The following is a 1,692-nucleotide window of genomic DNA, read 5'->3' as shown; positions in this document are numbered from 1 at the left end:
ACCCACCCGCGCCTACAATAAAGTCATCTGAGGACGTTTGAGGTTTTGCTATGCTGCCGATCGACCTACAGCACTTGCCCTCCAGCGAAGAGCTACCTTGCTCAGACGACACGCCTGTGGACAACGAAGACCAGAATCTTTTGCCCAATATCCTGCTGTTTTTGCTCAACTCGATTTGGGCGAACCGCAACGATTGGTACTTTGGCGTGGACATGGGCATCTATCACACGACGGGCAAAAGTCCGAGAGTGCCAGTAATTCCCGATGGATTTTTGAGTTTGGGGGTTGACCGTCGCAAGCCGAGCCGCAAAGGACGCGGACGGCTCAGCTATGTGCTGTGGGAAGAGAACAATATTCCGCCGATTTTGACGCTGGAGTTGGTTTCCCACAGCTATGGCGGGGAGTATGACGAAAAGATGGACATCTACGCCCGCCTGGGGGTGCTGTACTATGTCATCTACAATCCAGAGTTTTGGCAGCGGGACGGGCATCAGCCTTTTGAGGTTTACAAATTAACCGATGGGCAGTACGAGTTGCAGATTGGGGAGCCGTACTGGATGCCGGAGGTGGGGTTGGGCATTGGGCGACATCAAGCGCTGTTTGGCAATTTGCCGCAGGAGCAGTTGGCGTGGTTTGATGCGAAGGGCGATCGCTACCTGAGTGAAGCTGAAATCGAACGGCAGCGGCGAGAACAACTAGAGGCTTTTTTGCGATCGCACGGCTTTGATCCAGACCAGTTGCCGCCCGGCTAAGTGCTTGACAAGTGCCTGAACAATAGGGGCGACGGAGAAGGGCGTTTCTTCAGCAAAATCCGGTTCAAGGCCTAAGCGCTACGCCCCAGCCCCTAGCTTGGTTAACAGCGCTTGGGTAGCTTGGGTCGGCTGTTGCGCTTGCATGATGGCTCGCACGACGGCAACCCGGGTTGCGCCAGCAGCGATTACGTCGCCCAGATTTTCGGCATCGATGCCGCCGATGGCAAACCAGGGTATGGGCGAATGGGCTGCGGCGTAGCGCACGTAGTCCAGGCCAGCAGCAGCTTTGCCTGCTTTGGTTGGCGTTTCGTATACGGGGCCCACGCCAATGTAGTCTGCGCCTTCGCTAAGGGCCCGCTGCATTTCGTCGGGGTTGGTGGTGGAGCGGCCGATGATGCGGCTGGGGCCGAGGATTTGCCGGGCCAGGGCGATGGGAATGTCCTGCTGACCCAGATGCACGCCATCGGCATCGACGGCCAGGGCAATGTCTACTCGGTCGTTGACCAAAAACAGGGCATCGTAGCGACGGCAGAGGTGACACAGCTTTTCGGCAAGCTGGAGCCGGGTGGGGTCGTCGGCGGTTTTGTCGCGATATTGCACCAGGCTCAGCCCGCCCTGGAGCGCGGCTTCCACAATGGGCAGCAGGTGTTCGTGGGGTGAGGTGACGAGGTAGAGGGGCGATCGCCGCAGTTTGTGCATCCGTCCGTCGTGCGATCGCCCCATGAGTTGGCTGTCTAGCTCATAGACGCGATAGCGGAGTTGTTTGCAGGCGGCGGCCATTTCGGGCCGGTCAATCTTGCTGTATTCCTCCAGCACCCGCAGCGCCTCTTGCACCCGGCAGAGGTTGGCTCGCAGCAGCGCATCGAGGCTGGGACGCTCCATTTCGGCGGTGTGGGTCAGGTCGATGCCGGGGTCGCCGGGGGTGTCGCGGGCGGCTCGC

General features: G+C 59.3%; 2 protein-coding genes. One reads left to right on the top strand and one right to left on the bottom strand.

Going from position 1 to position 1,692, the window contains the following annotated elements:
* Positions 1-50: 50 nt before the first annotated feature.
* On the top strand, positions 51-752 hold the full coding sequence (locus tag IGS51_RS01645) for a Uma2 family endonuclease (protein ID WP_297075159.1): 702 nt from the start codon (positions 51-53) through the stop codon (positions 750-752).
* Positions 753-830: 78 nt separating this feature from the next.
* On the opposite strand, the gene IGS51_RS01640 is transcribed toward IGS51_RS01645, so the two are convergent.
* A partial coding sequence (locus tag IGS51_RS01640; protein WP_297075157.1) for a thiamine phosphate synthase occupies positions 831-1,692 on the bottom strand: 862 nt, incomplete at its 5' end.

It is taken from the genome of Thermoleptolyngbya sp. M55_K2018_002 (assembly GCF_015295965.1).
GTDB classification, from domain to species: Bacteria; Cyanobacteriota; Cyanobacteriia; order Elainellales; family Elainellaceae; genus Thermoleptolyngbya; species Thermoleptolyngbya sichuanensis.
Note: the sequence above shows the minus strand (reverse complement) of the source record. Positions and strands in the feature narration are given on the sequence as shown.

Coding starts and splice junctions, on each gene's coding strand:
- IGS51_RS01645 (WP_297075159.1), top strand. CDS start 51: ATGCTGCCGATCGACCTACAGCACTTGCCCTCCAGCGAAGAGCTACCT.